General features: G+C 50.8%; 26 protein-coding genes, 2 tRNA genes and 1 other RNA gene. 10 read left to right on the forward strand and 19 right to left on the reverse strand.

Features of this window, described 5'->3' with window-relative positions; translation table 11 throughout:
• Positions 1–315 precede the first annotated feature (315 nt).
• Entirely contained in the window at positions 316–1,446 is a 1,131-nt protein-coding gene (locus IPQ00_08260) for a hypothetical protein (protein ID MBL0240553.1), read from the forward strand.
• 55 nt (positions 1,447–1,501) lie between these two features.
• On the opposite strand, the gene IPQ00_08265 is transcribed toward IPQ00_08260, so the two are convergent.
• The 6 genes from IPQ00_08265 to IPQ00_08290 all read right to left on the reverse strand — a co-directional run bounded on the left by IPQ00_08265 (position 1,502) and on the right by IPQ00_08290 (position 7,205).
• Entirely contained in the window at positions 1,502–1,648 is a 147-nt protein-coding gene (locus tag IPQ00_08265) for a hypothetical protein (GenBank protein ID MBL0240554.1), read from the reverse strand.
• Between the two features lie 135 nt (positions 1,649–1,783).
• A complete protein-coding gene (locus tag IPQ00_08270) occupies positions 1,784–2,626 on the reverse strand; it encodes a hypothetical protein (GenBank protein MBL0240555.1) in 843 nt (280 codons plus the stop codon).
• The gene (locus tag IPQ00_08275) at positions 2,613–3,239 is read right to left on the reverse strand and encodes a hypothetical protein (protein MBL0240556.1); all 627 of its coding nucleotides are present in this window, start codon (positions 3,237–3,239) and stop codon (positions 2,613–2,615) included. The genes IPQ00_08270 and IPQ00_08275 overlap by 14 nt, the downstream gene beginning before the upstream one ends.
• 95 nt (positions 3,240–3,334) lie before the next feature.
• A complete protein-coding gene (locus tag IPQ00_08280; GenBank protein MBL0240557.1) occupies positions 3,335–4,078 on the reverse strand; it encodes a hypothetical protein in 744 nt (247 codons plus the stop codon).
• Positions 4,079–4,447: 369 nt separating this feature from the next.
• Positions 4,448–4,744: a hypothetical protein gene (locus tag IPQ00_08285; GenBank protein MBL0240558.1), complete on the reverse strand. Its 297-nt coding sequence runs from the start codon at positions 4,742–4,744 to the stop codon at positions 4,448–4,450.
• A gap of 277 nt (positions 4,745–5,021) precedes the next feature.
• Positions 5,022–7,205, reverse strand: coding sequence for a winged helix-turn-helix domain-containing protein (locus IPQ00_08290; protein ID MBL0240559.1), 2,184 nt, complete (start codon positions 7,203–7,205; stop codon positions 5,022–5,024).
• A 109-nt stretch (positions 7,206–7,314) separates the two neighbouring features.
• Between IPQ00_08290 and IPQ00_08295 the strand changes: the two genes are divergently transcribed.
• From IPQ00_08295 to IPQ00_08305, 3 genes are read left to right on the forward strand one after another with little or no spacing between them, the layout of a single operon-like run.
• On the forward strand, positions 7,315–8,097 hold the full coding sequence (locus IPQ00_08295; GenBank protein MBL0240560.1) for a hypothetical protein: 783 nt from the start codon (positions 7,315–7,317) through the stop codon (positions 8,095–8,097).
• Positions 8,098–8,112: 15 nt separating this feature from the next.
• The gene (locus IPQ00_08300) at positions 8,113–8,937 is read left to right on the forward strand and encodes a hypothetical protein (GenBank protein ID MBL0240561.1); all 825 of its coding nucleotides are present in this window, start codon (positions 8,113–8,115) and stop codon (positions 8,935–8,937) included.
• Between the two features lie 10 nt (positions 8,938–8,947).
• Positions 8,948–9,517, forward strand: coding sequence for a hypothetical protein (locus IPQ00_08305; GenBank protein ID MBL0240562.1), 570 nt, complete (start codon positions 8,948–8,950; stop codon positions 9,515–9,517).
• A 138-nt stretch (positions 9,518–9,655) separates the two neighbouring features.
• Here IPQ00_08305 and uvrA read toward each other — a convergent pair whose 3' ends face one another.
• From uvrA to IPQ00_08370, 13 genes are all read right to left on the reverse strand, one after another.
• Positions 9,656–12,559: an excinuclease ABC subunit UvrA gene (gene uvrA, locus IPQ00_08310; protein ID MBL0240563.1), complete on the reverse strand. Its 2,904-nt coding sequence runs from the start codon at positions 12,557–12,559 to the stop codon at positions 9,656–9,658.
• 52 nt (positions 12,560–12,611) lie between these two features.
• Positions 12,612–13,553 carry a putative sulfate exporter family transporter gene (locus IPQ00_08315; GenBank protein ID MBL0240564.1) on the reverse strand — a complete coding sequence of 314 codons (942 nt, stop codon included), beginning with the start codon at positions 13,551–13,553 and terminating at the stop codon, positions 12,612–12,614.
• A 9-nt stretch (positions 13,554–13,562) separates the two neighbouring features.
• Positions 13,563–14,240, reverse strand: coding sequence for a DUF4197 domain-containing protein (locus IPQ00_08320; GenBank protein ID MBL0240565.1), 678 nt, complete (start codon positions 14,238–14,240; stop codon positions 13,563–13,565).
• 42 nt (positions 14,241–14,282) lie between these two features.
• Complete coding sequence (locus IPQ00_08325; GenBank protein ID MBL0240566.1) at positions 14,283–14,903, reverse strand: hypothetical protein; 621 nt, start codon at positions 14,901–14,903, stop codon at positions 14,283–14,285.
• Between the two features lie 69 nt (positions 14,904–14,972).
• The gene (gene gpmA, locus IPQ00_08330; GenBank protein MBL0240567.1) at positions 14,973–15,719 is read right to left on the reverse strand and encodes a 2,3-diphosphoglycerate-dependent phosphoglycerate mutase; all 747 of its coding nucleotides are present in this window, start codon (positions 15,717–15,719) and stop codon (positions 14,973–14,975) included.
• Between the two features lie 3 nt (positions 15,720–15,722).
• The gene (locus tag IPQ00_08335) at positions 15,723–16,940 is read right to left on the reverse strand and encodes a bifunctional folylpolyglutamate synthase/dihydrofolate synthase (protein MBL0240568.1); all 1,218 of its coding nucleotides are present in this window, start codon (positions 16,938–16,940) and stop codon (positions 15,723–15,725) included.
• A gap of 66 nt (positions 16,941–17,006) precedes the next feature.
• The gene (locus IPQ00_08340; GenBank protein ID MBL0240569.1) at positions 17,007–17,450 is read right to left on the reverse strand and encodes a DinB family protein; all 444 of its coding nucleotides are present in this window, start codon (positions 17,448–17,450) and stop codon (positions 17,007–17,009) included.
• 2 nt (positions 17,451–17,452) lie between these two features.
• Complete coding sequence (locus tag IPQ00_08345; GenBank protein MBL0240570.1) at positions 17,453–18,319, reverse strand: acetyl-CoA carboxylase carboxyltransferase subunit beta; 867 nt, start codon at positions 18,317–18,319, stop codon at positions 17,453–17,455.
• Positions 18,320–18,712: 393 nt separating this feature from the next.
• Entirely contained in the window at positions 18,713–19,477 is a 765-nt protein-coding gene (locus IPQ00_08350) for an inositol monophosphatase (protein MBL0240571.1), read from the reverse strand.
• Between the two features lie 128 nt (positions 19,478–19,605).
• Positions 19,606–20,055 (reverse strand): hypothetical protein, encoded by a 450-nt coding sequence (locus IPQ00_08355; protein ID MBL0240572.1) that lies wholly within the window; start codon positions 20,053–20,055, stop codon positions 19,606–19,608.
• 1 nt (position 20,056) lies between these two features.
• On the reverse strand, positions 20,057–20,947 hold the full coding sequence (locus IPQ00_08360) for an esterase family protein (GenBank protein MBL0240573.1): 891 nt from the start codon (positions 20,945–20,947) through the stop codon (positions 20,057–20,059).
• Between the two features lie 16 nt (positions 20,948–20,963).
• Positions 20,964–21,254, reverse strand: a complete 291-nt coding sequence (locus IPQ00_08365) for a zf-TFIIB domain-containing protein (protein MBL0240574.1) — start codon at positions 21,252–21,254, stop codon at positions 20,964–20,966.
• Positions 21,255–21,283: 29 nt separating this feature from the next.
• Positions 21,284–22,192, reverse strand: a complete 909-nt coding sequence (locus IPQ00_08370; GenBank protein ID MBL0240575.1) for a DUF2270 domain-containing protein — start codon at positions 22,190–22,192, stop codon at positions 21,284–21,286.
• 166 nt (positions 22,193–22,358) lie between these two features.
• On the opposite strand from IPQ00_08370, the gene IPQ00_08375 reads away from it, so the two are divergent.
• The 6 genes from IPQ00_08375 (at position 22,359) to IPQ00_08400 (ending at position 25,509) form a co-directional block, all read left to right on the forward strand.
• On the forward strand, positions 22,359–22,793 hold the full coding sequence (locus IPQ00_08375) for a nucleoside deaminase (GenBank protein ID MBL0240576.1): 435 nt from the start codon (positions 22,359–22,361) through the stop codon (positions 22,791–22,793).
• A 50-nt stretch (positions 22,794–22,843) separates the two neighbouring features.
• Positions 22,844–22,933 (forward strand) — tRNA-Ser (locus IPQ00_08380).
• Between the two features lie 107 nt (positions 22,934–23,040).
• On the forward strand, positions 23,041–23,793 hold the full coding sequence (aqpZ, locus tag IPQ00_08385; GenBank protein MBL0240577.1) for an aquaporin Z: 753 nt from the start codon (positions 23,041–23,043) through the stop codon (positions 23,791–23,793).
• Positions 23,794–23,841: 48 nt separating this feature from the next.
• Positions 23,842–23,932 (forward strand) — tRNA-Ser (locus IPQ00_08390).
• Positions 23,933–23,937: 5 nt separating this feature from the next.
• Positions 23,938–24,036: signal recognition particle sRNA small type (gene ffs, locus IPQ00_08395), an RNA gene on the forward strand.
• A 159-nt stretch (positions 24,037–24,195) separates the two neighbouring features.
• Positions 24,196–25,509 (forward strand): dipeptidase, encoded by a 1,314-nt coding sequence (locus tag IPQ00_08400; GenBank protein MBL0240578.1) that lies wholly within the window; start codon positions 24,196–24,198, stop codon positions 25,507–25,509.
• Positions 25,510–25,657: the final 148 nt, after the last annotated feature.

Below are 25,657 nucleotides of genomic sequence, written 5' to 3' on the forward strand. Positions count from 1 at the left end.
AAGTTCGAAGTTGGCGTGTTACGTCATAGGAGGTCGCCGTTGCAAATTATTCGTCCGCTCTTTCAATGAGAAATCTATTCCTCGTTAGTTACCGTGGCCGATTGGACATAAATATTCCACTCTGCATTTTTTCAATTGCGAAACTCACGGTTAACGAAATTATCGATTCAGTCACAAGCCGGCGAGCACCGATCGTTACTTTCGCACAATATTAAACTGGCCACATGCCGAAGACTACTCCGAGTATTTGCAACGACAAAGTTTGCTCACAATTGCTATTATTTTGCATAAGTTCAATAGTTTCGAACACAAAAAATGAAATCATTATTAGCGTTGATCTTGGCGGTTACATCTCTGATCGCATTACAATCTATTCAGCTTCGGGCGCAAAGCAGTCCGGAGATCGAACGCTTAACCGCGGCCATAGCGAAGACTCCTGACAACGACTTACTCTACATCGAACGCGGTAAGCTCTTTACCTGGAATAACAAATGGATCGGGCCGAACGTGGCATATACGGACATTGGCAAAACGATCGACGACAATCGTCTCAAGTCTCTCGCCGACGCCGATATGGCGATCAAGAAAAATCCGCGTAGCTACAAGGCATATGCGTTTCGTGCCTATTTGATCGGGCAGATCGGCGGACAGGTCGGACGCAAAGGAGCAGAACAGGACCTCGAAATGGCTGCGACCCTGCGCAATGAATCGAACATCGTAGCGAACATCTTCAAATATGATCTCTCGGGCCAGAAGATGATCAATCCATCGCTAAATGCGTCAGTCCCTGTATTGAACGTGATCTTCAAAGGCGAAGCGATCGGCCCGAAGGACGGTTTTGATTCGCTCGCTAAGGCTAGAGAATTTGGTAAAAAGCGAAAACAACCTCACGTGCTGATGCTCAATAAGGCCGGCAGTAAATACTTTCTATACGACGCCCACGTCACCGAAAACATCTACCCTAATGCTCAACTCGCCGAGACACCATTTCGCAAGGCGTTGTACGGCAAGTCAAATATTCCGCTCACCTACGAAGCTCTCAAGATCGACGCGGAGTACAGCGTCTGGCCGTTGCCGGCCGATGCCGCACTTGATAAGCACAAAGACTTAGGGTGGCAATTTATCGACGTTCGCGATGGCGAAGGGCTGTCGCTGATCAAAAACCCGACGTTTGCTCTCCTCAACGGCAGCAAAGGTGTCCGGCTATTGTTTGACAACGAACTCTCAAAAGGAAATTTTGACGAAGCCCTCAAGATCTACAATTGGTACGACAAACGAAACACCGCAACGGGCTCCAACGATCTCGACGTCGTCAAGATCACACGTAAAACAAACCTCTCGAAGATCTATCAGTACGCCGTACCGCTCCGCCCGTTCGTCGAAAAGGAAATGACAAAATGGAATTACGCCGAACCCGATAAAAACGCCGTCCGAGGTACCAAATAAGGAAAGCCAAGATGTTGCCATCCGCGATGAATCTACCCTCGCCGCCCAGTACGCATCAACCGTCAAGCTGGTCGATTCCCGCAACGACCTCGAATTCGCCCTGCTTGAGATACAGGACGCGGCAGAGACAACCGCCGACGAACTCGACAAAACCGACCCCGCCGAAGCCACCTGGATTCGCACCCTCTTCTACCTCGACCAAGACCCCGACCCCAAATAAAAAAAGGCCGCATCAACGACCTTCCATTCTCATTTCTCATATTCACTGCTCGTCCCCCGCAAAACAACCGCCGCCAAGAGCTACCGTATCTCGCCCGAAGAAGGCAAGATCGAGGAATTAAGGCTTAGAAGAAACGACGTCCTTCGGCGAAACGGCAGTTTTTCCAAGTGCCTCAGCGAGAGGTCGATGGTCCGAAATGTTCGTTGTCAGGATATCAGCATCAGCCGGACAGAAAAGTGCGAAGACAGCGTCACCTAGATTCTTACAGTCCTTGTCCTTCATCTTAAAATTTTTGCGCACTGCTAGGTCATGGAGCACTCTCTGACGCGGAGGGTTCTCGCGTTTCGCTGGCTCTTTCTTGATGGTGGTTACGAGTTTGTTTAGTTCAATCGAGCGGTCACGAAGTTTGGAAGTCATACAGCAATCTTCGGTTTTGCACGTTGTTGGTTGAAGATTATATCGTCCATTTCTCCGAACTTTCGGAGCCACACGTTCATAGCAGACGAGATCATCGACAATTTCGGTCGTCAAAGTGCTACACCTTAGCCAAGCCTTCAAAACCAGAACCTTCGATTCATAAACAAGTGAAGCGTAGATACGTTTATCGGCTTCAGCAAGCGAACCGTATTGAGTCACGAGACCAGGAGTCTGCGGTTGATTCACTATTTCATTGTGAAGCTCGCTAAGAAGTCGCAGACAGGTGGCAACACGATTGGGCTGCTTAACTACCCGTGAAAGAGCCATGAGTGTTGCGGGATACGACCCGCAGTCGAGCAACTTGGTGTTGAGATAGCTTACGTAGGCCAGCGGTCCAGCCTTAAATTCTTTTATTGCGTAAACCGGCAGTAACGTGTGTTTGTATCGCCTCAGGGCATCCTTTGCCGCATCGGATTCGCTTCCAGTCTTTATGAGGACATCTGCAAGAATAGCAGTTTCTACGTAGGCCTTAAGCTTTATCATTAGAGTGTGCGAATTCGGCCTGAAATGCTTCCACTAGATCGAGAAATCCACCGAGCGTGGGGGACTCGACAACGAACCCTGATTCTTCGAAGGTCATGATTTGGGCCACTGCTCCCTCGAAGGTCATGGCGGGTTCACGGACGAGGGATTTTAACAGTTCATCTACGGCCCCCAAGTCTGTCGCATTTAGGGGCATACCTTTCCTATTGGCAAAAGCGTTCTGGGTGGCGTTAATCACCGCTCCAAAACTGTCGCTGACCGTACGAAGGCAGAAGAGCTCGGGCAAGTATTCCCGAAACCCCATAACCTTCTCATCGGATTCGAGCACCCGCCCATCCAAAAGCAGGCCTTTCGCTTCTGCGATCAATGTTCGTCCTTGGTCGAGCAGGTAAATTGCACGACGTAATTCGTTTGAAATTGGTTCCCGCTTGAAATAGATGGAGGCCCGCTCGACTGGCGCATCCGTCAACGAAGTTCCCTCAAAGTCTTTACGGTGCACATTATTCACGTTGATGGGTACACCTATCAAAGCTCCGCCGGTTTGTTCGACCGCAAAGGCTGTCGGTATAACACGAACCCCACTTGTGATGGTGGCCTCGGTCTTGCTTACCATTTTATCTAATCTTTGATCCGAGTAATACGTTCTCCGAAATATGTGATCCGTCTGATCGCCGACTTCTATTGTTGTTAGGTTGTCGCTATACATGATTATTTACCAAAGAACTTGACGCCGTCAGTTCGAACCGCGTCGTATGCCTGTTCTAACCATTCAATTACGATAAGCTCGCCCGTAAGCAAAGGCGCTGAAGTAAATACGTCAACATCAAATACAAACTGATTATAGATTTTTTCAATAGTTTCAGGGTAGTCACTTGTATGAGCCAAAATAGGCGGCAAGTCGACTGATAGCTTCCCGGTATTTCCCATCAGCCTGTAGACCATTGCCTTCTGCCCATCATTGTACCCAACTGAGTAAGTCGGAATTACCGGCCTACCGCTCTCAGCTAGGGTTAGCCCGTCAGGAACCGAAACATACGGCAACTGTAAAAACTGCTTTGCGACCGACATTGGATCGTCAAAATCCATCGAATAAATTAGACGAAAGCCTACTCTTGCAATATTCTCCGTTCTGAGATGGTCAATATATGCGGAAAAGACTTTCGCTGCCGTATGGAAATATTCTTTTAGATCTTTTGAAGGAAAGAACTGTATAACGCTAAATCTGTCTGAGGCTACACTCAGTTCCAATGATTTTCCCAGTCTCGCAACAGATGCCGCTTCCTGAAATCCGTACACGATAGAAACCTCAAGCGTCTTTTCTACCGTATCCCAAAAGTCGGCGACCACAGCAGGAAGGTGCCCTCGATTGTACGAACGCACTTCAAATATTGCCTGCTCAAGCTTGAGCCCGGAAAAAGTTAAGGTTTTATTGATCGTCTTTTGTTTGGGCATTCGCTGACTCTCTCGCGGTATCCAAATTGGTCGCTATGCTAGTATTACACCACAATAATTAATAAATAGTTAATTATACTAAATCCCCGCGGAAAAAAATCTTAAGGTGTCAGCGTTTCTTCTTCGCCGGTGTTTTGACGTAGGTGGCGGATTTCCACGAACGTCAACGCGTCGGCGAAGACGTTTTCGATGATGTAGCCGGAGGTGCGTTTTCGTTGCATTGTGTCGTTCATAATTTTGCAAAGCTGGCGGAGTGGTTTAGGCTCCGCCGATTTTGTTAAGTGTTAAGAACCCGGTCGCTGCTTCCACCACCCCGACATTCGGTCACCCCTCCTCAGGCGGGGGGGGGGCTTGCGGTTCTGACAGGAACTACGGCGTTGGGGGTGCCGGAGGGTCTTTTTTCTTGGGCGCTTTTTCTACGTGGGAGGCGGCGAGCCAGGCGGCTAGTCTGCCGGGGTTGGTGGCGTAGACGTTGCGGGCGATGCCGTCGAGGGTGCGGACGATGATCTGGCAGTCGCGGACCTCGGCTTCAATATCGGCGCGGGCAGCGATGTGTTCGGCGACGGCGCTATCGACGGAGGCAAAGCTCGCGTCGAATGCATCGGCGTCGGCCATCTTGCGGCGAAAAAGGAATTTGTCGCTGATACCGTCAAACGCGTATTCCATAGATATTTTTATATCTCCTTAGGGTCGACTCCCGGTCGGTTAATTTTAGTGATTTAGGGGACAAGTTAAAGCTTTTCCCCAATAATACACCATAAGTGCCCTTTAGCAAGTGGAAATCCGGGCGTCGGTAGCTGAACGTTGGCCTGCGGATTTGTTGCTTTGGCGTTCGATCTTGGGGATCAGGGCTTCGCGATCGATGAAAAGGCCTTCGGCTGCGTTTTAACTCGCTTCGTCTGACGTTTGCAGGGCTTCGTCCGAAGTTTTATCAACGCCGCGGCTAGTGTGAAGCAAAATTTGTCAGCAGAACCACATCACGAAGCAGTTGGCCGCGCGAAATAGCGAGTTTTTGACCATCGCGAGACCAAGCCAAGCCGAAGATATCGTCCTTGGGAAGTTTAAGGACAACAACCGGTTCCGCTTTGGGATCTAGCTTCTGCCTCATAATTCGAGCACCTTCGGGCGTATGAACGACGTAATCGAAAGCGTTTTCGCCGAGTCGCCAGGTGAAAAACTCGCTCGCCACCGGCAACACGAAGGTCTTGACCAGCGACGTATCTGAAGTATCGATCACACCGATCTTTATCTTGCCGGCTCTCAGTTCCGGATCGTTTTTATTCGCCAATATCTGAAATGCAAGATTGCGATCGTCGGGCGACAGGGCGAGAAAGTTGTCGGGCGCGTATATCGGCGTGGATGACAGTGCGACGTCACGGCCGTCGGCCAGATCGCGTTTTGCGATCACCGTTGAACCTATCTTTTTCCGCAGGAAATACATCGCCTTTTCGTCGGAAGTCACCTGCGGAAAGAATGCCGCCTCGGTGGCTGCGTCGGTTACTTGTTTCAGATTTTCGCCCGCCGCATTGACCTGCCAGATCTGAGTGTCATCATTACGATTCGAACTGAAATAGGTAACGTCGCTGAGCCCTGAGGCCGATGGGAAATCGTTCTGAACAGTCTTATCGAATGTGATCTGCCGTCTGGATCTGTCCTTATAGTGAACCGTCCACAGATTCCAGTCGCGAAGGCCTTCGGCGTTGGAGGAATAGACGATCCGGTCGTCGTCGAGCCACGACAGACCTTTTAAGCCGTCGTTTTTGGAACTGCCGACAGTCAACTGGCGAAGGTCGTCGAGATTCTCCTGAGATGCCACCCAGATGTTCGAGTAATACGTTCGCCGACGCGCCACCAATTGCGTGCCATCGAGCGTCGTCGATATGCCGAGATATGAGTCGAGGTCATTCGTGATCGCACTAACCTCCCCTGACGGCGTGGCGATACGCCAAAGTTGGAAGCTCTCGCCGGCACTCGCTGCGGCGATAAAAGATCGTTGGTCACGTGCCCACACTATCTGCTCGACATTCCTAAATGACGGCACACTGATCTGTTCCTCGCTGCCGCTAGCGATATCGATGATGGTTATGCGGACGAAGTGCTCCGTGTATGTGTCGACGACGAGGGCAAGCTTTTTGCCGTCGGGCGACCAAGCGGGGTAGTTATTCCAGTAATACTGTTCCGGCAGCGTTCGCTCAGCCAACGCGATCTCAGATCCGTTCAAAAGATCTTTAACTATTACAACTGTGCGGTTCTCCGCGGGAAACTTTCGCGTGAACGCTAAGAAATTGCCGTCCGGCGACAGGCTGAAACCGCTCCAAACATTTTCAGCGACGAGCTTTGCCGATCCGCCCATTCGCGGAACCTGAGATATCTTGCCAGAGGCATTTTCCAGATATGATCCGAAGAAAATATTCGCGTTATCGGCAGAAAACTGGAGGCAGCCGATCTTTCCCTGATCTCCCGTCTCGACCCTGATCTCCCCACCGGATCTAAGGTCTTTAAGGTAAAGGTCGGACGAGCGGGCGTGAGCGGAATATTCACCGTTTGGCGAGATCACAAGGTACGCGACGTCGCCGGTGTCCGTCAGCTTCTGAAATTTTATCTCACCTTTCGCGTCATCGCCCCCCACATCTCGAGCGACATTCTGTCCTTTATAAAGGACAAGGACGAGCACCATAATGATCAGTACCGACCCGATCGCCAGGGGCCAAACGATCGAACTGCGTTTTCGAGGAGCGATCGGCGCCGGCAATGGAGTTGGCACCGCGTTTTCGCTTGTCGATCGATCCGTTATCAACTGCTCATCATCTTTTACCAGAATTGCCGGCGTGTTAAACCTGTAGCCGCGCTTCGGTACGGTCGCGATGTGGTCGTTCGAACCCAAGATCTTTCGGAGGAGCGAGATCGTGTAATTGATATTGCTTTCTTCTACAAAGGTGTCGCTCCAGACGCTTTCCAGTATTTCAGCTCGCGAAACGACCTCGCCCCCGCTACTGACCAGTAGACTGAGAACCTCCAGAGCCTTCGGCGGAATGGAAACTGGAACTCCATTTCTTACAAGAGAAGGCCGTTCCACGTAGAGCCGAAACTCGCCAAATTCATAAAAATGCTGATGTTTACGAGACATTTGGTAAACCTAATAAAAACCTAACGAATTCCAAAGGACAACTCCTCCCCCGCAGACTTATACCTGTTAACAGCAAATTGCGAATTTTGAGGAAAAATTAAGGAGATCAATGCAGAAAAGAAAATTTATTATCGTGGCTCCCTTGCTCGTAGTGTTGATGATGAGTTTAGGTGCTTTGGCGTCGATGGGTCAACCGTCGGTCGCGCAATTAAAGAAAGATCTGATGGGTCCAAAGACAGTTTCGATCACATTTGGCGCGCCTGGCACGGTAGCTTGGAGCTCGACATATAAAAAATATACGTGGACGAGAAACTTCAAGGCGAAAGTGCGAACCGATACTCCGGGCGAATTCCTCATCGTTGAGGGCTACGCTGCGTATGACGTTGTGGGCGGACGGTATCGTTTTTGGAGGTCGTTTACATCTTCGAACACCTACGAGGGCAAATCCAATCCGACCATCGCCGAGATAAACCAGGCATTTCAAACTGCTCAAATAAGTGAATTCAATAACGGCAATTCGATCATCGGCGAATACGAAAGCCTCCGGCTCGCACCGGATCCGGACTGGGAATGGCACGCTCCTAATTCTGTTTCGTTCAATGTCGTCGGAGTCTTCCGAGCGATCTATTTTGACGGATCTTATAATGGCGAGCCGATGCATAGCTCGCCGAGCGGATACAAAGCGGTTGACAGGATCGAGGCTGTTCGCCGAATTCGCCTGTATCGCGACGGGCCCAATCTGCCCTGGAGCAGCGTTGGCGTTTCTAATCAGATCCGCAATGAGGCCGGGTATCTTGTCCGCTCGCACAAGTTGCTGGATAGAAAGGAATATCGGCAAGAAGAGATCTATACCCTGCCGCGAATGACGCGAATTCCACTTCTGACACAGTAATCACAAGGAGACAAAATGAAATTAACACTATTGATCGTAGCAATCGCCCTACTATCCGGTTGCGGAATAACATCTAAGCTTGGCGGCGGCGGAACACCCCAGGTTGGTGAAACGGTGCTGTTCAAATCAGGACCGATCACTTACAGCGAAGGCAAAATTGAAAAGATCGAAGACGGAAAATTTGAGATCCGTGCCGGCACCAAGATCGCGAAGGCAGACTCAGCCGACGTCTATGCCATTCCGGCGAAGGGACAAAAAGCGGACGTCAAACCCGGAGACAATGTCGTCGCCTTCAACTATGAGATCTATTGGGAAGGCGGTGAAGTAAAAAATGTCACGGCTGATCTCATTGAGGTTGAAAAAGCGTCCGGCGGAAAACTGAACGTTGCTCCCGATAAAGTGATAAAAGTATCACCGACGGCCACGGCCATCATTAAACAAACTATTGAGACTCGAGCTTTTGACGACCTCGGAAAGTCAAAGAAGCCTGTCCTGCCAAAGGATTGGAAACCGAAAGATGGCGAGAAAGTTGCGGCCCAGTGGTCATTTGGAAGTTGGCACGTCGCGATAATAAAGCACGTGAACGCTAACAATATTGACATCGATTGGCAAAACGGTTGGAGCGACGGGACGGTCGGCTTAGACAAAGTGGCCCCATACCCCACGGCAACAAATCCGTTCCCCGCTGTCGGAGACTACGTGATACTAAAACCGCAAAGTGACACCGAAGAATGGAAATTTGCCACCGTGACCGCAGTAAACGGAGCTGAAGCAGACGTTAAGCTCGCGGACGGGAAAACTAAAAAGGTCAAGAATTTAGACTTCATACCACTAGGCTGAAGCATATACCATGAAAAATAATAGATCGATAATATTCCTGATGTTGATTGCGATATTCGGATCGATATCCTGCTCCAAGATCTCAAAGTTGACCGGCGGCATCGAGGTGGCGAACAATGGCTCCACCTCGATGAAGGAAGTATGCAAGCTGATCGACGACCCGATCTTTGAGACCCGTGTTCCGTACAACGGGGACTCTTGTAACGCGACGACGAAATTCTCCGGAAAGAATACTCCGGCATCTTCGTCCGGTATGGGACCATCGTTTGTTTTTATGGCCGGTGGCAAAGACGATAAGTTAGAATCCGTAACATTCAGCCTGTATAACCGAACGGATGTCGCCGGGTATGAGTTCTTTGCGATCGAAGTCGATGTCGTCGCTCGAATGATAACCGGGAAAGCCTTGCCGGAGGAGATACGTAATGCCATTTCCAAACCATTCGTCCCTTCCGGTAAAAGATCATATCCCCTAGGCGTCAGCACTCTTTCTTTGTCGGGCTCTAATGTTGACCCGAAGTCGCTATCGTCAAAGGATATGATCTCCGTCACGATCGACGTACCGCGATCCGCGGTCAAATAGCGGGGGACGGTGGCGATCTGCCACAAGTGCGAAAGAGATTAGTTCGTTTGCTCTCAGGTTGATCTGGTAAAACTCATTGTTCGTAACACCAAGATATGCCATATCTGGGGCTGGGGTATTTCCGCCGACAAGGAGATTTTATAATACGGTTTTCAGTGCCTGACCGGTATAGGACTTTTTGACCTTTGCGACCTCTTCGGGAGTGCCGGTGGCGACTACGCGACCGCCGCCGGAGCCGCCTTCGGGGCCGAGATCGATGATGTAATCTGCACTCTTTATCACGTCAAGGTTATGTTCGATGACGATGACCGTGTTGCCGGTATCGACGAGCTTTTGCAGAACATCGAGCAGTTTATGAACGTCCGCGAAATGCAGTCCCGTGGTAGGCTCGTCGAGGATGTAGATGGTCTTGCCGGTTGCACGTTTCGACAGCTCTTTAGCAAGTTTAATTCGTTGTGCCTCACCGCCCGACAGTGTCGTCGAGGACTGGCCGATCTTGATGTAGCCGAGGCCGACGTCGAGCAGCGTTTCGAGTTTTTGACGGATCGCCGGTATATTTTCGAGCAGTGGCAGAGCGTCTTCGATCGTCGTGTCGAGCAGATCGGCGATCGACAGGCCTTTGAATTTGACTGCCAGCGTTTCGCGGTTATATCGATGCCCGCGGCATACGTCGCAAGTAACGTAAACGTCCGGCAGGAAGTTCATCTCGATGCGTTTCAGACCGCCGCCTTCGCACGCTTCGCAACGTCCGCCTTTAACGTTGAACGAGAACCGCCCGGCCTTGTAGCCCCGCGTTCTCGATTCGGGTAGCATCGCATATAGTTCGCGAAGCGGCGTAAACAGCCCGGTAAACGTAGCCGGATTAGAACGCGGCGTACGGCCGATCGGCTTTTGATCGATCTCTATGATCTTATCGACCAGTTCGATGCCCTCGATGCTGTCGTGTTCGAGCGGTTCGACCGCAGACTTGTAAACGTGCTTATACAGAGCGGGATAGAGGATCTCTTCAACAAGCGTCGATTTACCGGAACCTGAAACTCCGGTCACCACGGTCAGAAGTCCAAGTGGAAACTCGACATCGATATTCTTTAAGTTGTAAGCCTTTGCGCCTTTGACCTTGATGCGGTTGCCGTTTGCGAGGCGGCGAACGTCAGGCACCTCGATCGAAAGCTTTCCGCTCATATATTGACCGGTCAATGACGACTTGTTTTTCCGGATCTCCGCGGGCGTTCCGGTCGCGACAACCTCCCCGCCGTGAGTACCGGCGAGCGGGCCTAGATCGATAACGTAATCTGCGTGCTCGATCGTTTCTTCATCGTGTTCGACAACTAAAACGGTATTGCCGAGGTCGCGCAGTTGATGAAGCGTGTCTAGTAGTCGTCGGTTGTCCCGCGGGTGAAGCCCGATGCTCGGCTCGTCCAAAACGTATAGAACGCCCCGCAGTTGCGAGCCGATCTGCGTTGCAAGCCGTATTCGCTGGCCTTCGCCACCGGAGAGCGTCGCCGATGACCGGTCAAGCGTAAGATAGCCGAGTCCGACCGCGTCGAGAAAGGCAACGCGATTGCACACCTCTTTTAATACGAGCCCTGCCACCTTCTCATCGCGTGGGCCCAGTTTGATCGCGTCAAATCGCTTGACGGCATCCGCGATCGGGAGTTCGGTATAATCCGCGATCCCGAGCCCGTTGACCTTGACCGCGAGGCTTTCCGGCTGTAGCCTCCGTCCGTTACAGCTTGGGCAAGGCAGCGGTGCGATCAGTTCCTCAAGCGCGGCTCGTATCTTTTCGGACGGTGGATCTGCGATGCGTTCACGCATAGCCCGCACGGCACCTAGCCAGTCCCGCTCAAATTTGTAATCGCCGTGCCGAAAAGTCACACGCTTTTTCGTACCATTAAAGAAAGCTTCACGCACCTCAGCCGGTAAATTGGCAAATTTGATGTCCAAAAGGCTCTGAACCTGTTCGTTGTCATCCGGGCCGCCGTCCTTTGCTTTTTTGCGGCGGGACTTTTTCGGCTTTTCTTTTCCGGTCGGCGGTTCGAGTTTGTCGCCGCCCGAGAATTTTTCGATTATTGCCGCAAGTACGGAACGCAAAAATGTCGCCCCGGATGGGTCAACGCCGCTTAGAAAATCAACTTTTCCGGCGGCAACGCTTTGATCCGGAACGATCTTATCGATATCGATCTCGAGTACGGTGCCGATACCCTGGCACCGTTTGCAGGCACCGTAGGCTGAGTTAAATGAGAATGAACGCGGTTCGAGCGTGGCTATGTTGATGCCGCAGTCCACACACGCCATCTTTTCCGAATAGAGCTTTTCGTCACCATCGACGACCGAGACGAGGACAGCACCGCCCGTGAGTTTCAGTGCGATCTTCACCGATTCGGCCAGACGCTCACGCACGCCGCTTTTCATCAACAATCGGTCAACGACAACTTCGATGGTGTGATTTTTACGCTTGTCGAGCACGATGTCCTCATCAAGCTGACGCAATTCGCCATCGATGCGGGCACGCAGAAAGCCGTCTTTGTGAAATTTCTCTAGTTCCTTCTTAAATTCGCCTTTGCGGCCGCGGACGATCGGAGCGAGTATCATCACGCGCTCGCCTTCGGGCAGTTCGTTCACGCCGAAGATGATCTGATCAACTGACTGGCGGGTGATAGGTGCATCGCACTTGTGGCAATGCGGTTGGCCGATCGACGAAAACAACAATCTCAGAAAGTCATAGATCTCAGTGACCGTGCCGACTGTCGAACGCGGGCTTCGCGAAACGGTCTTTTGCTCGATGGAGATCGCCGGACTGAGTCCTTCCACGCTGTCAACGTCCGGCTTTTCGAGTTGGTCCAGGAATTGGCGGGCGTACGCCGAGAGCGATTCGACGTATCTACGCTGCCCTTCGGCATAGATCGTATCAAAGGCGAGCGACGATTTGCCCGAACCCGACAGTCCGGTGATCACGACGAATTGATCGCGCGGTATATCGACGTCGATGTTCTTTAGATTATGTTGTCGAGCTCCGCGAACGGTTATCTGCTTGATACTCATTACAGATCAGAATCCTATGTAAAGCCGAAACGAGTATTTTAGCAAATGTGGGCTATAAAATGCGAAGCACGGCGAAGAGTGCGGTCACTGAGATAACGATCCACAGCAAAACGCCCTGCAAAAGCGGGCGAATGCCGACGGATTTGATCGTGGCCCTGGTCAGGCTCGCACCGATCAGGAAGAGCGTCACGGTCATTCCGGCTTTGGCGAGATTGACGAGGGCGTCAAAGACGCTCGGCACCATGATCGTCACGGGTGCATAACTCCGCACGATGGTTGCTCCGAGAAATAGAAAGATAAACCAGGGGATCGCGACCTTTGCCTTCGCTGTCGAATCCTTTTCGCGGTAAACATACGCGAACATCAGAGCGACGGGCGCGATCCATAGAGCACGGGCGAGTTTGACGGTCGTGGCGATCGCGAGTGCCTCAGGACCATACACGCCGGCGGCACCGACGACCGAACTTGTGTCGTGGATCGCGATGGCGGCCCAGACACCAAACTGGTTTTGCGAGAGGTTTAACGCGTGACCGAGGATCGGAAACAGAAACAACGCGACTGAATTAAGCACGAAAACGATGCCCAACGACACCGACATCTCGTCTTTATCAGCGTTGATCGCGGGCCCGACAGCGGCGATGGCACTGCCGCCGCAGATGGCAGTGCCGGACGAGATGAGCGTAGATGTCTTCGAACGAACTGCGAGAAATTTACCGACCAATGCACCGAGTATCAACGTTCCGAAGATCGTTGCGATGGTAAATAGAATGCCGTCCTTGCCCGCCTTAAAGACCTCACCGAGATTCATCCCAAATCCGAGCAGCACGACCGACGCTTGCAGAAGGTACTTGGTCGGCTTACCACTCAACTCCGGAAACGGATTACCGATCGTGAAAGCCAGCACAAGCCCCAACGCCAAAGCCAACGGCGGCGAACCCCACGGCGAAAGGCAAACCAATATCAGGAGAATAAATAGAGCTTTTTGCCAGGTCATCTATATTAGTTATCGCAGGACACCGAAAACCTTTTTGAGCAGGCTCGTTGTTCGTCCCAGAGGATTTTTGCGGATCTGTTTTTCTTCGTCGGCCACCAGCAGAAAGAGGCCGTCGAGGGCTTTTTGGGTGACGTAAGCGTCGAGGTCGGTCGCGTCTTTGCCCAGGAACTGGGCGGCGAATCCGGCTTTGCCGATCATCGCTTTGTATTTCTGAGTGACGCCGGTCTTGGCGGTAAACTCCTCGACTATCGGGCGAAACTTTTCACGCAGAGTCTCTTCGCTGGTTTTGCGAAAGAACTGCGTTGCCGAATCACTCTGTTTGCTGAAAAGGATATTGCGGGCGTCGTCGAAGGTCATCTGTTTGATCGCATCGACAAACACATCGACGGCAACGGGAACGGCCTTTTCGGCTGCGTGATTCATCGAGGCAACAAATTCGTCAACCGCCTTTCCCTGCCCCGCAACACGCACGACCTTTTCGATCTTTTGCAGCGAGTTCGGCAGAGGTATCTTAACGCGGACATTGCCGAGAAAGCCATCCTCTTTGCCAAGCGATTTGATCGCTGACCCGACGCCCTTGGACAGAGCCTCTTTGAGTCCGCCGGCAATATCGTTGTCCGAGACCTTAGTCGTCGAACGCTGTGCCGCCGCCGCCGAAACGAATATCGTGCCCAAGAGCACGAACATCAATGATCGATAGAATATTTTCATTTTGGGATCCTTAAGTAATTATCGACCGATCTGCTTTTTAGCCCTAAAGGGAGTAGCGAGTTTGTCGATATCAAATGGCTTATCACTAAACTGCAACGTCGACATAACGGCCGAAAGTAAAGTCACGTAACGATCGAGCTTGTCATTTTTGGCGATTGGCGAGTTTAATCCAAGCACGTGCGACCCTACGACCGCCGTGACGAAACAGTCACGATCAAATTCTTCAGAATATTTCGGACGAACAAAACTCCAAATATTGACAGTTTGGCCTGCAATGGTCTTGAATTCGGAATTAACCTTTAACTGTGCTTCAAATGGCCCGGACAAATAATCCGATTCCCATTTGCGATGAAGGTCGAGCACCCTTTCATCAGAAAGCCCTTTGACCGGCGTACCAAACTCCTGGGTATCGGCAAAAACCACCTGCACTAAAACGCCGTCCACCATAAAAGCGGGATTCTCGCCGCTGGTTTGGGGCTTTACCTCTTTGCCGCGGATCTCAAAGGTGAACGACCGGACCGGGTCGTTTTGGACAAATAGAAACCCATAATCGGTCTTGATCGAAAACTGCTGCCCTTGAACACTCGCAACTGCGAAAACCGCGAACAAAGATGTGAATAGAAAGAGGCGTTTTAACATAATGATTTCTCCGCAACCACCAATCTCGATACCGAGAACAAATGACTCACACTAATATACGTGACTAAATTACTTCGCTTTGCCCTGGCTTGCGACTGCGTCTTGTGCCGCCTTGACGGCATCGGCGTCGCCAAGATAGTAACTCTTGATCGGCCTTAGATCAGCATCTAGTTCGTAAACAAGCGGAACGCCGGTCGGGATATTTAAGTTTACGATATCGTCGTCTGCAATATTATCGAGATACTTTACCAGAGCCCTAAGGCTATTCCCGTGAGCCGCGACTATCAGGCGTTTTCCGGACTGGATCTTTGGCAAGATCTCAGACTGAAAGTATGGGACCACGCGGGCCACAGTGTCCTTGAGACACTCGGCACTCGGGAATCTTCCCTCACCGATCGATCGATAGCGCGGATCGTTACCAAGATAGCGTTCGTCCGACAGTTCGAGAGGATGCGGCGGAATGTCGAAACTACGTCGCCAGATCAGCACTTGCTCTTCGCCATATTCAGCCGCTGTCTCCGCCTTGTTGAGCCCTTGCAAAGCTCCGTAATGGCGTTCGTTGAGTAGCCACGATTTTGTTTCGGGCACCCACATTAGGTCCATCTCATCGAGAATGATCCAAAGTGTTCGAATCGCTCGTTTTAATACTGAGGTGTATGCTTCGTCAAATTCAAAACCCTCTGCTTTCAGGAGACGGCCTGCGGCGTGAGCCTCGTCCACGCCCTTTTCCGAAAGGTCAACGTCTTTCCAACCGGTAAACCGATTTTCCTTATTCCACTGACTCTCACCGTGACGAATTAAGACTAATTTATACATGATTCAATTATTCAATATTTTCTTGGCTTCGCCAACAAGGTAGAGCGAGCCCGTGATCAATATGATCCCATCATCCGGCGTCACTGCTAACGCCCTTTCGATCGCCGCCGAAACGTCGTCCGTCACTGACACGACATCGAACGGCATGCCTGCGGCAAATTGCGATGCGAGTTCGCCCGGGGGCATTGATCGTGAATTATTTGGGCTCGTAAGGATCAGCTTCGACGCCCTTGGAAATAGTTGTTTTGCGACGGCATCGATGTCTTTTTCGCGCATTGCTCCAAAGACTATGGTGATCGGCCCGGCAAACTCCTCATTCAAATACTCCCTTAAGGCGGCGGCTCCTGCTGGGTTGTGAGCTCCATCTAATAGAAATCTACCGATCCGCTCAAGTCGGCCCGGGTTTCGGGCGTCGATCAGCCCGCTGACAATATCAGCCGCCGATATCGGGAAATGACTTTTCAGAGTTTCGGCCAGAAGTATCGCGACCTTGGCATTCTCGAGCTGATGTCGGCCCGTCAGACCAAGGCGTGCGACTTCGTAAATATCGCGTTTGGTTTGAAACCGAACGGTCTGGCCGTCACTGAAAACGCTAACGTCGTCGCTGAGACTCGCCTCGAGTCCCAGATCGGCAATGCGCTTTCGGATCAGATTTCCAGCTTCGTGGTTCTGACCGCCGACAACTACGGCAGATTCCGCGTGAATGATCGCCGCCTTCTCCGATGCGATCTCGGACAAGGTTTGTCCGAGATACTCCTGATGGTCAAAATCGATCTGCGTGATCGCAGCGATCTCAGCATTTGCGGCGGTCGTTGCATCGAGTCGACCACCGAGGCCCGTTTCGAGAATGGCGACTTCGCACTTTGCCTCAGCAAACGCGAAAAGAGCGATCGCTGTGATCTGTTCGAAAAAGGTTGGGAGATATTCGAGTTCACCTGATCCCAGCAGAATCTCAGCCGTCTGACGGACAACCGTCGCGTGCCGCGCAAATTCAACTTCGGTTATGTCGATGCCGTCTATACGCACTCGCTCGGTTATCGAAATGAGATGGGGCGAGGTAAATGCCCCGGTTTTGATGCCCGCCGAGACGCAAATCGAATCAAGAAATGCGCAGACTGAGCCCTTGCCGTTGGTGCCGGCGACCTGGACTTTCAGATATTTTGATTCGGGACTGTCGAGCGCGGTGAGCAGCGTCATGATGTTCTCGAGTCCGAGTTTCATTGTCGAAACCTCGTTGCCGAGCGACAGTAGGTAGGATTCTGACTCGCGAAAATTCACTTTGGTTAATTATGCCATCAACCGCCGATGGTAATTGATCTGCCCGAGATGGTAATCGAGATGAGTAGCAAGATGTACGACGAAAAACTCGGTCGTCATCGGATGGCCGAAAACATTGATCGGGTATTGTTTTTCGAGGTCGGCGGGTGTCAATTTCGAAAGTGTATCATTAACGGCCAACGCCGTTTCGTCGATCGCGGCAAGCAATACATCACGCGAAACGTCAACATCTGCAAACTCAAGATCACGGTCGCGAACATACTCTATACCGCCGAGAACTGCACCGATAAAATGCTTGAGATTGCCAACAAGGTGTAAGGTCAGGTTGCCGGCCGAATTGGAAATTTCCCCTTTCTTCTTCCAAAGGTCCTTTTCGTTTGAGTATTGCCGAACCTCAGCTTGCAATTTGCCGAGGTCGCGTTCGAATATCTGTGCAAGAACGTCAGTTAGCATATTCAGCCTGTCACTGCGGGATTCATCATAAAATCCAGCATTCGTACGATCGTCGCCTTCATTTCGCGGCGGTCAACGACGATATCGACCATACCGTGTTCGAGCAGGAATTCGCTGCGTTGAAAGCCCTTTGGGAGCTTCTGCCTGATCGTTTGCTCAATGACACGCGGCCCCGCAAAGCCGATCAGAGCCTTAGGCTCCGCCAGAATGACATCACCGAGCATCGCAAAGCTCGCCGTAACACCACCGGTAGTCGGATCTGTAAGAACGGAGATGAAAGGCAGCCTTTCCTCGTGTAGTCGGGCAAGTGCGGCGGAGATCTTGCCCATTTGCATAAGGCTCAGAGTGCCCTCCTGCATTCTGGCACCGCCCGAAGCAGAAAAGATTATTACCGCACCGCGATCCCTAACGGCGTACTCGATCAGCCGCGTTATCTTCTCACCGACGGCCGAGCCCATCGAACCGCCGATAAAGGACATATCCATTGCACCGGCGTAAACAAGGTGTCCACCGGCAAGGCCCTTGGCAGATATGATCGCCTCGGGCAATCCGGATGATGCGATCGCCTGATCTAGACGATCTGTGTATGGCTTGGAATCGACAAATCCGAGCGGATCGCCTGACGCGACCTCCTCGTCTAACTTTTCAAAACGAGCATCGTCGAAAAGATCGCGGAGTCTCCCCTCGGCGGTATACCGAAAATGGTAATCACAATGCGTGCAAACCTCGTGTGATTCCGTAAGTTCCCGCTTATAAAGCGCACTATCGCACTCCGGGCATTTAACGAAAATACCCTCGGTCTTTACTACCCTTTCTCCGTCGACCCCTTGGCCGTCTATCCTCGGACTGTCTCGGCGAAACCATGACATATATATTTGATTTGAACCAATTTCAAAGGTTATCACACGTCATTAAAGCGGTAAATGATTCGAATAGAAATTGGGACACTCGAGGTTAGTAAAAAATATATGAATGAGCCAACGTCGCCGATACGCGACGTTTAATTTACGTCTCGACTGGATTGTCAACTTGGCACCTGAAATTGCTTTGGAGTTCGAAAAGCAAATACGTGTTGTTTTCGTTTGGAACTGTCGGCGACAAGCCGATCGCCGAGGACTATGATGCCGACGGAAAGACTGATGTCGTGTTCTTTAGCACTTAAAACACGACGTGGCATTTACTAAATGGATTCACATCGGCCATTTTCAGCAGGGCAAATGATACACCGCTTCCCGATGCGTATCTCCCGGAGCCGTGTACTTTTATGAAAGTACCTTCAGCATTTGCGAATGTAGCAGGCCGTTGCTGGCGCAAATAGGCGGCGAATAGATGCTGAACGGCTTGCCGTCGTAATAGCTCAGTTGCCCGCCGGCCTCTTCGATCAGGAGTACGCCGGCGGCGACGTCCCAGGGATTTAACCCCTCTTCCCAGAAACCGTCGAATCGGCCGCACGCCACATACGCCATATCTATCGCCGCCGAGCCGTCACGGCGCACCCCTCTTGACGACAAGAGCATTTCCGTCAAGTGGCGGGCAAAATCGTTTCGATGTTTGATGTCGTAAGGAAAGCCTGTGACTATCAGAGCATCACCGAGATCCTCGCAATTCGACACACGGATCGGTTTACCATTGAGCGAAGCTCCGCCGCCGCGTTCAGCAGCAAAAAGCTCATTTCGAGTGGGGTCGAAGGTCACGCCAATGACGATCTCGCCGTCGTGCTCAAGTGCGATAGTTACGCAAAAGCACGGATATCCGTGAGCGAAATTTGTCGTCCCGTCGAGCGGGTCAATGATCCATTTCCACGTATTTTCACCGCCGATCACCACTGCGTTACCCGACTCTTCGGCCAGTATCGAGTGCCGCGGGTAATAGGACTTGATGCGTTCGATAATTAGAGCTTCGCTCGCCAGATCGGCTGCGGTGACGAGATCGATATCACCTTTTTTATGAACCGCGATGCCGCGATCAAATTTTTCGAGAAGGATTTGCCCGGCCTCGCGAGCAGTTTCGATGGCAAAATTTAGCATCCTCTAATTTCATCATTACAACACTGAAACTTCATACGTGATGCGAAAAGATCAGCGGTATGTAACGCGATGATCGCAATCACAACGTCTTTGGATTCCAAGTCAATATGACAATGCTGAATCACATTCTACCGCATAAAAATGTCAACATAATCAGCGGCGACATCACACGGATTATCTATTTGCTGCATACGCCAATATTTTCGTTTTCCCGTAATACGAAAGATCATCTCGCCCTTTCGCTCACAAGCAACCCCACCGTTGATATGGCTAATCTTGGTGATAATAGTTCCGTCGAACGTAAATTCCTTTGCCGAAATCGACGTGATAAACCCGTCAACCGTAACAAAATCGTTATTCTCGCGGCTCTTTTGCTCGCCTTTGACCGAATAGACTCCCTTATTTACCTTGACTACGGCACTTCCAAAATAGTCCCAACTGATCCACTGCAACGCGAGTTTGTGTTTTCCGGCCAACAACCTCGCGGCTGACGCACTTTTGACGGTTGTCTTTTGCTGAGCAAAGACTCCGGCCGTTAAACCTAAAATCAACAAAAACAGCACTGCAAATCGTTTCATATTATTTCCTCAGCCTACGGTCGGCTACTGCCAAAAACTCTCGCACCTGGTCATTCCAAAATACCCAATCGTGTATTCCGGGATGCTCCCGATATTCGTGTGCAATTTTTTTCTCATTCATTAATGCGAGAAATTCACGGTTGTTTGCGATCAGAAAATCTTCTGTCCCGCAAGACTGATAGATAAACGGCAAGCCCTTTATGCGTTCCGAGGTAGATTCGCGGACGATCTTGAAGATATCGTTTGAGTTGCGTGTCTCGCTACCGTCGGCGCCGTAGATCAGTTCCAGAGGCTTCCCGATATTCGACCCTGCGGTTTTTTCACTCCAGGTCGCCGCACCGAGTGCCCCGCTAAAGCTTCCGACAAGCGAGAACATTTCAGGGTACTTGAGCCCCAACTTTAATGATCCGTAACCACCCATCGACAATCCCGCGATCATCCGATGGTCGCGGTCGCCGACTACCCTGAAGTCTTTTTCGATCTCAGTGATCAATTCCTTAATAATATAGCTTTCAAATTTATCGTTAGGCACCGTGGCACTGTCGGTGTACCATCCGTTGTTGCCCTCGGCCGTGACGATCACAAAGTCGTAACCGAACGAGAACTGCTCGACATCGGTTTTGTCGATCCAGTTCTTATAATTACCGGTCAGGCCGTGAAGTAAATAGATCACCGGAAACTTCTCATTGGGCTTTGTTGAGTAATTGGCCGGTAAAATCACACGATAAGGCATATCGCGAGCCATCAGTTTACTCTTAAGCTGACGTTCTTCGACTTTATTCGATCTGGCCGCGACGACCGCCTGAGCAGTTGCCGAATTAACGAAAGCTCCTGACGCACTCAAAATAAGCGTCAGGCTCACAATAAAGTTCAACAAATGTTTTGCTCTCATTTCGCTCCCCGAATAATTATGTAAATAGCTTGCCGAACCATCCGGCGTCCTTCTCTTCGTGATCGACGATCTGTGTCAGTTCACCGGCATCAAGCCAAACCCCTGAACATTTGTCGCAAACGTCGATCTTGATATTCTCAAAATCCGACTCGACCAGCGTACCGTCGCATTTTGGACATTTGATCGCCAGATTTTTCGATTTCTCGAATTCCAGCTTTGACTTCATCTTGGCGATCAGTTCTTTTTCCTTACGATGAAAATACTCGGTTTCATACGCAGTACCGAGATCTTTTAGAGGGTTGGTCATAAATAAAGGCTTACTCCTAAAACAAAATTCTATACTTCAGTCTTGTGCACACTTCGCATCCTTTGGCGGGCCCTTTTCGATCGGCGGATCGTATTGCGTCGCTTAAGATTGTTTTCTGCCCAATCTGAAACTTGCTTTAGCGGGTGCCATTCAAAATCTTCGAGCGGCAGAACCTCGCTTGATGAATCACGAAGGATGAGCGTGCTGAAAGCGACAAAGATGACAATGAAATTGAACATCAGCACAAACGTCATTACTATCCATCCCGGGGCGAATCCAACAGATGCTCTGGCAACAAACTCCGAAAGAGTGGTCGGCGGCCCCGGATGAATATACACCTTTAGTAGCCAACTGAGTCCGAGCAATATGAAGATCCAGAGATAGTTAGCCCGCAGTCGGCGACCGACGGCTTCCCATTCGCTGATCGTAAAGTGCGGCGAGATAAGATCGGACGAAATATGTTCGGCCCATTCCGTATCCGGCGGTATCGTCCGCGACGACAGCATCGGGGCGAAATAGCCTGTCTCAAGCACACGCACGCGATTGGCCCAGACCTCGTAATAACGATAACGGCGGGCCTCCATAAAAAGGAAGATCGAGACCAGTATCGTATTTATCGGAATCGCAAAATGGGGATTTTGCGGGGAACTGAAAACAAATGAGAGCGTTGCTCCGGCCGTGATAACCGCCCAGTTGGTCGTCGCATCCAGGCGACTACGCCATACATTCGATCGCTGGACCTCTCCACGATAGAAATGGACCATTGCGGTATTAAATTCAGCCGGCTGCAGCTTTTGTGCGATCGTTATCGGCGTCGATTTCGGTGTTTGGTTGCGCCGCCGCACTTCATCCGCGAACGCCCGAAAGGATTCGGGGACGCTGGTCGTGTGTATGTCGTCGTCTGTGGTCTGCGTTCCGATCCGGACATCTTCATTCATAAGCTGAACGGGCTGAACAATTGGGGTGAGTGGTCAAATCCCTGCAAGTATATGGTTTAACATTTTCGGTTGATGTATGCAAGAAATATTGCTCGTTGGTGCGTAGTTCACCGGCGGGATATTGCGATAGAATATCGCTGTGCTAGATGAAGATGACGAAAAATGGATGATGCTCGCGCTTGATGCCGCCCGTGCGGCTCAGGATATCGGTGAAGTGCCGATCGGAGCCTGCATCATCAGTAACACCGGCGAATTACTTTCTTCCGGATTTAACCGTACGATAACGGACTGTGACCCTACTGCCCACGCCGAGATCGTGGCTCTTCGCGCGGCGGCAACAGTTGTCGAGAACTACCGCTTAACGGGCGTGACGCTCTATACGACTCTTGAGCCGTGCGCAATGTGCGCCGGGGCTTTGGTCACCTCTCGTGTGAAGCGGGTAGTTTACGGTGCTAACGACGAACGGTTTGGGGCTATTGATACTCATTTTGGGATCGGAAAAGGTAGCGAACTGAATCACCGGATCGAATTTACTTGCGGCGTCTTAGCGGACGAGTGCCGCGAATTATTACGATCCTTCTTTCGCTCAAGACGAAAATAGTTCGCGAACTTGATATTTTCGAACCCAAACACTTATTATTGAAAGTTCGCGGAGAGGTGCGAGAGTGGTTGAATCGGGCAGTCTCGAAAATTGTTGTACCTTTGCGGGTACCGTGGGTTCGAATCCCACCCTCTCCGCCATTACATTGTCAGACCATTAGAATGTAACAGCACTTACTTGGTTTAAGCACTAAGGCTATATCTAACCTCATACAGCGATCATAAATTAATCGGAGGGCTACAAAGTTATGCCATTGACCAAAAGATTGACAGCCGAGTTTATCGGCACACTCTGGCTTGTACTTGGCGGTTGCGGTAGTGCGGTGCTTGCCGCAGCGTTTCCAAACTTGGGTATCGGGTTTGCCGGAGTTGCACTAGCTTTCGGACTTACGGTTCTAACAGGTGTCTTTGCTCTAGGGCATATTTCCGGAGGGCATTTTAATCCGGCGGTTTCGATCGGTCTTTGGGCAGGAAAGCGTTTCGACGCCAAAGACGTGCTGCCTTACATCGTGGCTCAGGTATTGGGGGCGATCGCCGGAGCTGGAATACTCTATATTATTGCCAGCGGCAAAGCAGGTTTTAGCTTGGTTGGCGGGTTTGCTGCCAATGGATTTGGTGAGCATTCACCGGGTAAATACGAGATCCTTGCGTGTTTTGTGTCGGAAGTGGTAATGACGTTCTTTTTCCTGATCGTCATCCTAGGTTCCACTCATAAACGTGCTCCGAAAGGGTTTGCTGCGATCGCGATCGGATTGTGCCTTACTTTGATCCATCTGATCTCGATACCGGTGACAAATACTTCGGTAAATCCTGCCCGCAGTACCGGACCCGCAGTATTTGTTCAGGGATGGGCATTTAGCGAATTATGGCTATTCTGGCTTGCCCCGATCCTCGGTGCATTGTTAGCCGGGTTTGTTTTCAGTTGGTTGGGCGATGACGGGAACGCATCTGATTCGGTAATCGTCGAGGAAACGGTTATCATTGAAGAATTGGCAGGTTAACGTTTCGGCCGTGTGAGTTCGCGGCTTCTTTGAAAATTAGTTTAGTACGGAAAGGTGCAAGAGCGGTTGAATTGGCTACATTGGAAATGTAGTGAACCTCAAAAGGGTTCCGTGGGTTCGAATCCCACCCTTTCCGCCATATGGTCTCAGGCTCCGCACAAGGTTTGAGTTGTGAACTCCGCTAGGCGAGGAATCGAGCAACGGTAGCGATTTCAGCTTGTGTTGCGGTAAAGTCTGAGACCACCAATATTTAATAGCTAATAGCTTGTGTCGCATAGCGACGAGGATGATTGATCGAAAGAGGCGATAGGATGTTTCCCGATGGGGATTCCCTTTCGCCTTTTTCGCTTTTCTGTTTTGTGTCATCCAAATGTTATAAATATTACGTTCGATCACAAATATATGAAACGTATCTTTAGTTGCACGCTTGCGGCATTTGTAATCCTCTCGTTTTCGGGTATTGGGACGCTGGCACAGACGATCGGCAACGATGCCGCACTCGTCGCCAAGGCGAAAAAGATCCACGCACAGGTGATCACACTGGACACGCATAATGATATTGACACCCGAAACTTCACTGACAGTGTCAACTATACGCAAGACCTCCCAAATCAGGTCAACATCCCCAAAATGATCCGCGGCGGACTGGATGTCTCCTGGATGATCGTTTATACGGGCCAGGGCGACCTCACCGAAGAAGGCTATAGAAAGGCATATCAGAATGCGATCGAAAAGTTTGATGCGATCCACCGACTCACTGAGAAGATCGCTCCGGACAAGATCGGGCTAGCACTCACGTCGAATGATGTGCGACGCCTCCATAAGGCCGGCAAGAAGATCGCAATGATCGGGGTCGAGAACGGATATCCGATCGGCACCGACCTTGGCAATATACGAAAGTTTGCCGATCTCGGTGCACGATATATGTCTCTGGCACATAATGGGCACAGCCAACTTGCCGATTCCAACACAGGCGAGAGTGATAACAAGTGGCTTTACAACGGCCTTAGTGATCTAGGCAAAAAAGCGATCATTGAGATGAACAAATGGGGAATCATCGTCGACCTCTCTCATCCCTCCAAGCAATCGAATATTCAGGCGTTGCAGCTGACCAAGGCTCCCGTCATTGCGTCACATTCGGGTGCCAGAGCTCTTTGCGATCACAGTCGCAATCTGTCGGATGAAGAACTGGAACTGATCAAACTCAATGGCGGCGTTGTTCAGGCCGTTGCATTCCGAAGCTATGTCAGCAAGGCCAAAAGCGAGTTGCGAGCTGCCAAGACAGCCGAGATCTCAAAGGAATTGGCAGAAAAGGAGAAGTTCACTATCATCCCGAGAGCCGATGTAATGAAAATGTCTGAGGCCGATCGTAATGGCTATATGACACGCATCACCGCATTCCGAGCCAAGACAAACCCGATCATTAAGGAAAGGCTCAAGGAAATTGCACCCGATGTAAATGTTAAGGATTTTGTCGATCATATCGATTACCTTGTCAAAAAGATCGGTATCGATCACGTTGGCATCAGTTCGGACTTTGACGGCGGCGGCGGCGTCGAGGGGTGGGACAACGCAGGCGAGACGTTTAACGTCACCCTCGAACTCGTTCGTCGTGGCTACACCAAGCAGCAGATCGGAAAGCTTTGGAGCGGCAACCTCCTACGTGTTCTCGATGATGTCCAAAAAATTGCTAAAAGACTGCAATCTGTGAAATAGCAGATGCCCCCTTACGGCATAGAACCGAATCACTCTTAGACAGAATGCCCGCCAATTCGGCGGGCATTTTTACATATTCATCAAATCTATTGCAGCGTATTACCACTGCCGTTATAGAGAGCTCTTCGTCTGTTCGCGTTTACTAATC

The sequence above is a fragment of the Chloracidobacterium sp. genome, assembly GCA_016720705.1.
Lineage (GTDB): Bacteria > Acidobacteriota > Blastocatellia > Pyrinomonadales > Pyrinomonadaceae > OLB17.

Coding starts and splice junctions, on each gene's coding strand:
- IPQ00_08305 (MBL0240562.1), top strand. CDS start 8,948: ATGAAAAATAATAGATCGATAATATTCCTGATGTTGATTGCGATATTC.
- IPQ00_08320 (MBL0240565.1), bottom strand. CDS start 14,240: ATGTTCGTGCTCTTGGGCACGATATTCGTTTCGGCGGCGGCGGCACAG.
- uvrA (MBL0240563.1), bottom strand. CDS start 12,559: ATGAGTATCAAGCAGATAACCGTTCGCGGAGCTCGACAACATAATCTA.
- IPQ00_08300 (MBL0240561.1), top strand. CDS start 8,113: ATGAAATTAACACTATTGATCGTAGCAATCGCCCTACTATCCGGTTGC.
- IPQ00_08270 (MBL0240555.1), bottom strand. CDS start 2,626: ATGATAAAGCTTAAGGCCTACGTAGAAACTGCTATTCTTGCAGATGTC.
- IPQ00_08360 (MBL0240573.1), bottom strand. CDS start 20,947: ATGAGAGCAAAACATTTGTTGAACTTTATTGTGAGCCTGACGCTTATT.
- IPQ00_08355 (MBL0240572.1), bottom strand. CDS start 20,055: ATGAAACGATTTGCAGTGCTGTTTTTGTTGATTTTAGGTTTAACGGCC.
- IPQ00_08260 (MBL0240553.1), top strand. CDS start 316: ATGAAATCATTATTAGCGTTGATCTTGGCGGTTACATCTCTGATCGCA.
- IPQ00_08335 (MBL0240568.1), bottom strand. CDS start 16,940: ATGAAACTCGGACTCGAGAACATCATGACGCTGCTCACCGCGCTCGAC.
- IPQ00_08315 (MBL0240564.1), bottom strand. CDS start 13,553: ATGACCTGGCAAAAAGCTCTATTTATTCTCCTGATATTGGTTTGCCTT.
- IPQ00_08280 (MBL0240557.1), bottom strand. CDS start 4,078: ATGCCCAAACAAAAGACGATCAATAAAACCTTAACTTTTTCCGGGCTC.
- IPQ00_08345 (MBL0240570.1), bottom strand. CDS start 18,319: ATGTCATGGTTTCGCCGAGACAGTCCGAGGATAGACGGCCAAGGGGTC.
- IPQ00_08295 (MBL0240560.1), top strand. CDS start 7,315: ATGCAGAAAAGAAAATTTATTATCGTGGCTCCCTTGCTCGTAGTGTTG.
- IPQ00_08275 (MBL0240556.1), bottom strand. CDS start 3,239: ATGGTAAGCAAGACCGAGGCCACCATCACAAGTGGGGTTCGTGTTATA.
- IPQ00_08370 (MBL0240575.1), bottom strand. CDS start 22,192: ATGAATGAAGATGTCCGGATCGGAACGCAGACCACAGACGACGACATA.
- gpmA (MBL0240567.1), bottom strand. CDS start 15,719: ATGTATAAATTAGTCTTAATTCGTCACGGTGAGAGTCAGTGGAATAAG.
- IPQ00_08340 (MBL0240569.1), bottom strand. CDS start 17,450: ATGCTAACTGACGTTCTTGCACAGATATTCGAACGCGACCTCGGCAAA.
- IPQ00_08400 (MBL0240578.1), top strand. CDS start 24,196: ATGAAACGTATCTTTAGTTGCACGCTTGCGGCATTTGTAATCCTCTCG.
- IPQ00_08375 (MBL0240576.1), top strand. CDS start 22,359: ATGATGCTCGCGCTTGATGCCGCCCGTGCGGCTCAGGATATCGGTGAA.
- IPQ00_08350 (MBL0240571.1), bottom strand. CDS start 19,477: ATGCTAAATTTTGCCATCGAAACTGCTCGCGAGGCCGGGCAAATCCTT.
- IPQ00_08325 (MBL0240566.1), bottom strand. CDS start 14,903: ATGTTAAAACGCCTCTTTCTATTCACATCTTTGTTCGCGGTTTTCGCA.
- IPQ00_08285 (MBL0240558.1), bottom strand. CDS start 4,744: ATGGAATACGCGTTTGACGGTATCAGCGACAAATTCCTTTTTCGCCGC.
- IPQ00_08365 (MBL0240574.1), bottom strand. CDS start 21,254: ATGACCAACCCTCTAAAAGATCTCGGTACTGCGTATGAAACCGAGTAT.
- IPQ00_08290 (MBL0240559.1), bottom strand. CDS start 7,205: ATGTCTCGTAAACATCAGCATTTTTATGAATTTGGCGAGTTTCGGCTC.
- aqpZ (MBL0240577.1), top strand. CDS start 23,041: ATGCCATTGACCAAAAGATTGACAGCCGAGTTTATCGGCACACTCTGG.